The sequence below is a fragment of the Bradyrhizobium sp. AUGA SZCCT0158 genome (assembly GCF_018130065.1).
Classification (GTDB): domain Bacteria; phylum Pseudomonadota; class Alphaproteobacteria; order Rhizobiales; family Xanthobacteraceae; genus Bradyrhizobium.
Genome location: NZ_JAFCME010000027.1, coordinates 65,343 through 73,268 on the forward strand (window position 1 = coordinate 65,343; position 7,926 = coordinate 73,268).

The 7,926-nt window shown below is 56.1% G+C and carries 5 protein-coding genes and 1 pseudogene; 2 read left to right on the top strand and 4 right to left on the bottom strand.

Going from position 1 to position 7,926, the window contains the following annotated elements; genetic code table 11:
• The first annotated feature begins 48 nt into the window (after positions 1-48).
• Positions 49-444 carry a S1C family serine protease gene (locus tag JQ574_RS28870; RefSeq protein ID WP_409363435.1) on the top strand — a complete coding sequence of 132 codons (396 nt, stop codon included), beginning with the start codon at positions 49-51 and terminating at the stop codon, positions 442-444.
• A 344-nt stretch (positions 445-788) separates the two neighbouring features.
• Here the strand turns inward: JQ574_RS28870 and JQ574_RS28875 are convergent.
• Positions 789-1,784, bottom strand: a pseudogene (locus JQ574_RS28875) (glycosyltransferase family 4 protein); the annotation flags it as partial.
• Positions 1,785-1,855: 71 nt separating this feature from the next.
• Positions 1,856-3,472, bottom strand: a complete 1,617-nt coding sequence (locus JQ574_RS28880; protein WP_212384102.1) for an alpha-amylase family glycosyl hydrolase — start codon at positions 3,470-3,472, stop codon at positions 1,856-1,858.
• A 151-nt stretch (positions 3,473-3,623) separates the two neighbouring features.
• Here JQ574_RS28880 and JQ574_RS28885 point away from each other — a divergent pair, with 151 nt between their 5' ends.
• On the top strand, positions 3,624-5,711 hold the full coding sequence (locus JQ574_RS28885; protein ID WP_212212478.1) for a glycoside hydrolase family 65 protein: 2,088 nt from the start codon (positions 3,624-3,626) through the stop codon (positions 5,709-5,711).
• A 563-nt stretch (positions 5,712-6,274) separates the two neighbouring features.
• Here the strand turns inward: JQ574_RS28885 and JQ574_RS28890 are convergent.
• Positions 6,275-6,793, bottom strand: a complete 519-nt coding sequence (locus tag JQ574_RS28890) for a GNAT family N-acetyltransferase (protein ID WP_212212473.1) — start codon at positions 6,791-6,793, stop codon at positions 6,275-6,277.
• Entirely contained in the window at positions 6,790-7,761 is a 972-nt protein-coding gene (locus JQ574_RS28895) for a tripartite tricarboxylate transporter substrate binding protein (RefSeq protein ID WP_212296446.1), read from the bottom strand. The genes JQ574_RS28890 and JQ574_RS28895 overlap by 4 nt, the downstream gene beginning before the upstream one ends.
• Between the last annotated feature and the right edge of the window lie 165 nt (positions 7,762-7,926).

Consider the following 7,926-nt stretch of genomic DNA (forward strand, 5'->3'; position numbering starts at 1 on the left):
GTCGGTGAACGGCTGACGCTAAATTGCTCGACTGTTCGCGATCAGCACTTGGCCGTCGCCGGCGGCCTGGGGGCTGGGCGCGCGCTGGTCGGCCTTAAGGGCGAACTGATCGGCATCAATTCGGCGATCATCTCTCCCGGCGGCGGCAACGTCGGAATCGGGTTTGCGATCCCCATCAACATGGCGCGGCGCGTGATGGATCAGATCGTCGAGAAATGCCGCGTCGATCGCGGCCGGATCGGCATTTCCCTGCAGGACATGCATCCTGCTTCCGACGGTGGCCGCAGCGAGGGCGCTAGGATCGCGGAGGTTGGCTTTGGATCGCCAGCGGAAGCCGCAGGCTTGCACAAAGGCGATATCGTGAGGAAGGCCGACGATCGCCCGATCCGCAGCGCGGCGCAATTAATGAACAGGATCGGCCTCGCGTTATTGGCGACTAGGTAAAGCTGACGACCGAACGGGCCGGCGTCGCCCACACCGCGACCGTCGCCGTGGGTCCCGCGGCCAAACCATCATCAACGTCTACGAGAAGGAAACGGCCCTTGTTAAGTCCGTAAAGTGAGCGCAGCCAGTGAACAGCTAGCCCGGCTCCTTCCCACTGGAACGTCCCGCGAACGCTAGCGGCAATTAGTCCCAGAAGAAGCTACGACGGTCGACTGTTATCAACGAGCGGCAACACATTGGTCACTGAACGGCTGAGGTGAGACAAGCTTGCTGAGCATTGTTTCCGAACAAACCTCTTTGGAGGAGGCATTCCTGCTCGCCCTTTAGCAGCTCTTGATATGTCTAACATGATCACTGGCCATTCGTTGAGCCGAAAAACGCCGTTCGAACTCGTGCCGGATTCTCCGTCGATCCAAAGTTAGAACGTGGTGTAATTTCTCGATCGCCTCGTCCTTTGATTGAACTACGATACCCGTCTTGCCGTCCTCCACGATCTCCGATACCGAGCCTCGATTAAAAGCCAGAACGGGAGTGCCGCACGCCATTGCCTCTATCATCACCAGGCCAAACGGCTCCGGCCAATCAATCGGAAAAAGCAGGCCGTAAGCCTGACCCAAAAATTCCGCTTTCTGTTGTTCGTTGATTTCTCCAATGAATTCGATATCCGGTTGATCCAGCAAGGGCGCGATTCGTTCGCGAAAGTTGTTCGTCCACCCGATCGATTTTGGCCGCAATTTTGAGTGGCACACCGGCAGATCGTGCGATTTGAATAGCGGCTTCCGGACCCTTTTCCGGAGCAATGCGACCAGAAAAGCAAGATAGCCGCCCTGCGGTCGTAGGGTTGCCTTAAGATTTGTCGCTGGGATCCCGTGGTAGATTGTAGCGGCGAAGTTTGCGTTCGAAATCGGAATCCGCTGGCTATCGGAAATGGAGACCAAACGCATCTCATCAAAACACGTGTAGATGGGCTTGTTGTCAGGGAGATCCTGCCTTCCGTGTAGTGTGGTCAGGACTCGCGAGGACATTTCGCGGAAAAGTGGAAAGTGCAAATAGTCGAGGTGGAAGTGGAGAACATCGAATTGGTGTGCCTGGCGCCGGACCCGGTCGAGCATGAGCCTGTAGTACGGAATGACATCACAGACTTTAGGGTCCAGCCGAAGGGCCGTCGGAACGCAGCCCACCAATTTCGCCGAGGTCACAGAATCTCCACTGGCGAATAACGTAACCTCGTGACCTAATCTGACCAACTCTTCCGTAAGGTAGGAAACGATCCGTTCAGTCCCGCCGTAGAGCATTGGGGGCACGCTCTCCATCAGCGGGGCAATCTGAGCGATCCTCATCTCCTTTTTCACCCATGTTTAAACACTTGATGTCTAGCAACTCATCGAACGCTCAATGTTGCCATATGTTCCTAATTGTCGCGCCGATCCGAGTCCAATTTCATGACTAAGCCTTCGTTGCCACGTAAATCGAAACTGGCGCTCACCTCTTCCCCCTCGCGGTCTGCAAATGCAGATAAAAGAACGCGGCCAGATACTCTCTCCTCAGGAAATGAGACCGCGATAGGCTCAGGCCCCATGTTGAGGGCTATCAACACTCGCTCCTTCCGCAGCTCACGATAGAACAGCAGCAGTTCGCCGCTGGCCATGAGGGGCTTATACGAGCCCTCTGCAAGAGCAACGTGCTTGCGCCGGAGATCGATCAGCCGACGGTAGAGCCAATAGAGCGATCCCTTATCCTTGCTCAAACTGTTCACATTTACCTCGCGAAAGTCATCAGCAATTGGCAACCATGGGTCAGCTTCCGAAAAACCCGCGGATTTCGTGCCGTCCCATTGCATCGGGGTGCGGCACCCGTCGCGACCAATACCGATGCCTGGAACGTTCTTTTCGAACGGGTCCCGAACCTGTTCCGGCAGAATTGCCGCCTGCTGCATGCCAATTTCATCACCATAGTAGAGGGTCGGTGTCCCGCGCAAAGTCATCAGAAGCATTGCGGCCACTCGCACCTGGTTCGGCCCCACTCGAGTTGCGAGGCGAGGTCGATCGTGATTGCCCAGAACCCAATTCGGCCACCCGCCCGACGGAAGAGCGGCCTCATACTCATCGATTAGCTGTGCGAGTGATCGGGCTTCCCATTTGGCGGTGAGGAGCGCAAAGTTATAGGGAAAGTGGACGCCCTTCAGATCTCGGCCGTAATAGGCGACAAGACGCTCGATCGGAAGATAAATTTCCCCGAGCAACACTCGATCGGGAAATTCATCTAGAACTCGTCGCATCCCGGTAATCGCCTCGTGAACCTCGGGTAAATCTGCCGTATAGAACGGTATCAGCGCATCTCGGGGTAGCCCGCCCGGCTGGAAAAGGGGGTTCAGGGGATTGTCGCGGAACTGATCGTCTTTAATTAGATACCACACGGCATCCACACGAAAGCCATCGACGCCTCGCCCGAGCCAAAACCGCATGACGTCATGCATGGCGTCGCGAACGGCAGGATTGCGCCAGTTTAAGTCTGGCTGGGCAGACAGAAACGTATGGTAATAATACTGATTAGTGTTCGGATCGAATGCCCACGCGCTTCCCCCAAACTCTGAAAGCCAATTGTTCGGAGGCCCTCCGTCTGCAGCCGGATCACGCCAGATATACCAATCGCGTTTCGGGTTATTGCGAGATGATTTGCTATCAACAAACCAGGAATGCTTATCCGATGTGTGATTGGGAACGAGGTCCAGAATGAGCTTGAGCTGATGGCGGTGGGCTGCGTCTATAAGGCTATCGAGGTCCGCTAAATTTCCGAATAGTGGATCGACATCGGTGTAATCAGCTATGTCGTAGCCGAAGTCTGCCATAGGCGACGTAAAGATCGGAGACAACCAAATGGCATCGACACCCAGTTCTTCTAGATAAGGCAACCGATGTAAAATTCCCCGCAGGTCTCCTACGCCGTCGTGGTTGCTGTCTTGAAATGAACGGGGATAGATCTGATAGATGACCCCAGTCTGCCACCAATTCGCGCTTTCTCCCGCCATCTTGAACCCCTACCTTTTTAAGCTTTGAACGTCTCGGGTTTAGCAACGCGCCGGTAAATCCAGCGTTCCTACCGTTGATGCGCGCTCTGCCGGGCAAGGGCCTTGGAACGCCCCACCTCGCTAAGCGTTGCGCCGGTTGGAGGAAGCTGCAATGGACGGTCCTATTAGTCCTCGATCAGTCGCCGGAAGCGCGGGCGATGAGTTGCCGGCCTATATGTCAAATGGCGTCGTAGGCCTGAAGGTTCGTGACAATCCACTGGCTCCTGGCATGGCGCTGCTCAGTGGGTTCTCCGGTGAGCATCCCGAAAGAAAAATAGAGGCTGCCGCATTCGCTCCCTATCCGCTTGCCGGCGACATCTGCGTAGATGGAGTGTGGATGTCGGACACACCTCAAGGCGTTCGCATTGTCGACCAAGCTTACGATTTTTCGACCGCCGAATTGATCACCCGATTGAATTTTAAAGTCGGGGAGCTCCAGGCAAAAATCGTCGTGACGTCGTTCTGTAGCCGAGAGCAGCCCACTGTAGTGTGCCAAGAGATTGCCATTGATATCGATGCCGCCTCGGACCTTAAAGTTCGCGGAAGGATAGACCTGTCCAGTATTGAAGGACGCCCTCTGCGATACAATCGCGACACGCCCGGAGAAGCCAAACCTTCATGCGACGGGTCGCTGCTGTGGGAAAGCGCGGGCGCGATTTCGAAATGCGGACTAGCGTACGTAACCGAGCTCGTTGGCAACGATGCAAAAGCGCAACGACCGCCATTGGATGGTGACGGTTTGAGAAGCGAGTATGCGTGGCGCGCTCGCCGCGGGCGTCAATACAAACTCCGTCAGCTAGTGAGTTTGGTTCCTAGCGCACTCCATAGTCAGCCAGATTACCAGGCCGCAAGATTGATTGCCATGGCGGCCAACATCGGCTTTGACGCGATCAGGAAAAATAACAGGGCTCGCTGGGCCGAACTATGGAAGAGCCGAATTCGATTGGTGGGCGCAGAGAAGCGATGGCAAGCCATGGCTGATGCCGCATTCTTCTACTTGGTGTCGTCGACCCACGCCTCATCTCCCGCTTCCACATCCATGTTCGGCTTGGCGACCTGGCATGACTACCATTACTACTTTGGTCACGTGATGTGGGACATTGAAAGCTTCTGTGTTCCGCCGTTGATTTTTCTTCAGCCCGACGCGGCGCAAGGTATCCTAGACTACCGCGTACGGAGTCTGGAGTCTGCCCGCGGCAATGCACGTCTAATGGGAAGGCGCGGCCTGCAATTTCCTTGGGAAAGTGCGCCATCCACCGGCGAAGAGGCCGCCCCGATGCCTGGTTCGGCAGCTTGGCGCGAAGATCATGCTTCACTTGATATAGCTCGCGCATTTGCGCTTTTCGCAGATGTAACCGGAGACGATGGGTTCTTGAGGGACAAGGCCTGGCCTGTGCTGTCGGGCGTAGCCGAATGGGTCAAGAGCCGCGTGACGAAGCGGCGCGGCAAATATGAAATTCGTGCCTCAATGGGTATCGCCGAGCGTAAATCGCCGTCGGACAACGCAGTATTCACGAATATTTCAGCCAGAGCCGTTTTGCTAGACGCTATCTCAGCTGCGAAGCGACTAAACATACCGTTGGATCCCGCGTGGCTTGAGATCGCAACGAAGATGGTAATCCCCAAACGGGGTAAAGTAGTGATTTCTCACGATGAGTTCCGGGTTGATGAAGAAAAGGCCGCTACACCCGATCCGCTAATGGGGATCTTCCCCCTCGGAAGCGGTTTTGATGTGGAGACAGAACAAGCCACTCTCGCGTTTTATTTGAAAGTCGCAAAACGATACATTGGCAGTCCTATGTTGTCGGCCCTGTACGGCGTTTGGGCCGCCCGAACAGGCAACAGACGACTTTCCTTAGAGATGTTGGAGCGAGGCTACGGCGATTTCTGCACGGGCAGATTTATGCAAACCCTCGAATACCGTAAAGACGTATTTCCGGAGCAACCGCCCGCCGGACCATTCTTTGCAAATCTTGGCGGCTTTTTGTTGGGGTTGATTCTGGGTTTTCCGAGGATACAGCCCGGGCCCGACAATCCTCAACACTGGTGCAAAGGACCGGTGATCCTGCCCGCTGGGTGGCGTTCGATCGAAATTGATCGGATCTGGATCAGGGGGGAGCCCTGGCGCTTAGTGGCTGCTCAGGGAGAAAGCCGCGCAAGGCTCGAGCCGATCGGACGTTCTTCAATGGCTAGGACTTAAGCAAGCCGACCTGCCTTTCGCCGTGTTCTCTGCTCACACCGGAAGTCTGGTGCCATGATCGGCCACCAGTGCAAGGCAGCTTGCCCCAGAATAAACTCCTTCGACGACCCCCACGGACAACATTCCCGCGAACGCCGGTCATAGCTTCGGTGCGATCCGCGTCACCGCCCAGAGGTCGACAGCCCGTCTATCCTTGGTAACCGGTCATGTCCACGTTCCAGAGCGCAAGCCACCGGCTTCTAGTACTAACAAGACCTTCTTTGCCTACCATGCCCCAGTAACAATGTTGATATGGCAAGGCCCTAGATCGCGGATCTTAACTGCCCCGAAAGGCAGTCGAAATTTTGTTCCGGACCTCAACGCGTTCACGCGCGAGGAACGCACATCGATGACGGCACGAGTGATGTCCGCTTTGGGAAACTGAGAAGTCCAAGCGGGCCTTCGGGAGGTCGGCTTTGCCCTCGACAACGGACTTCGTCAAAGGCTGTCGGCATGTCTCAAAGGTGCCAATACCGGAAGTCGTGGCACCGCAGACTGGCATTCGATCGCCAAAGCGGACATCTCTATGCTACGGGCGGAGCCGCGCGTGCCGCAACGAGGTAGTCGACACCTGCGTATGAGAACTCCGCTACCTCTCGAAAACCACACTTGGCGTGCGCTGCGCGAGACGCCGCGTTGTCCCGGCGAATGAATGCGACGCCCTCGCGGCCCGGCAAAAGCGACTCCTGTTTGTCGAACAGCTGTGCGACCAAGCCCCGCCCACGTTCCGTGGCCGCGATGCATAATGGTCCGGAGTTATAGGCGTTCGACCCAGCCGGGTACGCACCAAATTTGGCCTTACCAAGCGGCAAATGTTGTGTTGCCTCTCTTGGGCTCGAAACAAGGAACCCGACGAGGCGATGCTCCCGCCAAGCGGTAACGATCGGCATGTCACGAATAACATCCGCGAACCATGTCGCCGGAAACTCGATTGATAGAGCACCACCCCTACTGATCTGGTTGTCCGCCTGCAACGCGAGCAATTCGGGAATGTCTTCGGCCGTTGCGGTGCGAATATCGTAAACGGGTGCCTGCTCCATCATTCTGCTTTCACTCCGGCAAACTTGACCACCTTGGCCCACTTTTCGGTGGCACCCTCGATCAGTTTGCCTAGCTGGGCAGGTGTCATTTGCACAGGCTCTATTCCAACGCTGACCAGACGAGCCCTGAACTTGGGATCTGCAACCACCGCCTTAATTTCTGTATTGAGCCTGTCGATGATATCGGAGGGTGTGCCTTTTGGCGCGCCGACAGCGAGCCAGCCGCTGCCATCATAGCCGGGCACAAACTCGTTCATAGCCGGAATTTCCGGTAGCACGTCTAAGCGTTTCGTTTCCGTCACCGCAAGTGCACGCAGCTTCCCTTCGTTGATATAGCCAATCGCCTGAGCGACTGCGGGGAACGCGACCTGAACTTGTCCGCCCAAAAGCCCCGTCATATAGCTTTCGCGATACGGGACGTGAACAAGATCAACACCCGTCATCATCTTGAATAGTTCGCCTGCGAGATGAGGGGCTGTTCCGATACCCGGAGAGGCCATGTTGATCTTGCCCGGATTAGCCTTGGCATAGGCGATGAATTCAGGGACCGTTTTTGCCGGGAGAGACTGATTTAGTATCAACAAATACGGCGTGTTGCCGATGAGGGCGACCGGCGCAATGTCGTTGACAAAATTGAACGTGGTGCTCGGATAAAGCGCGGCGCTGGCCGCGTACCCCGATAGCACCAATAGCAGCGTGTGGCCGTCTGGTGCGGCGCTGCTTACAGCTTGGGCGCCAATCAATCCGCCCGCACCTGGGCGGTTCTCAACAATGACGGGTTGACCAAACCGTTCCGACAAAGCTGGGCCGATCAAGCGGGCCGCTACATCAGGCGCGAGTCCGGGAGGAATGCCGACTATAATACGAACAGGTCGCACAGGATAATCGGCCGCTGATGCACTATATATCTGAACGGGCAGTGTAGCGGCGCTGGCAGCCAGTTGCAGAAATCGTCGACGGGGAAGCTCCATAATCTGCCTCTTTGAAATGTGGACGAATACCAAACTCAGACAGTTTATACGACTGACCGAATTGAGGCGAGCGTGCACTTCCGCTTTGGGTCTTGGCCGTGTAAAAACACCCTTCCAAGGAAGTCGGTGAGAAGCCAGGACCGGTTCGGTCTCACGCCGCGATCG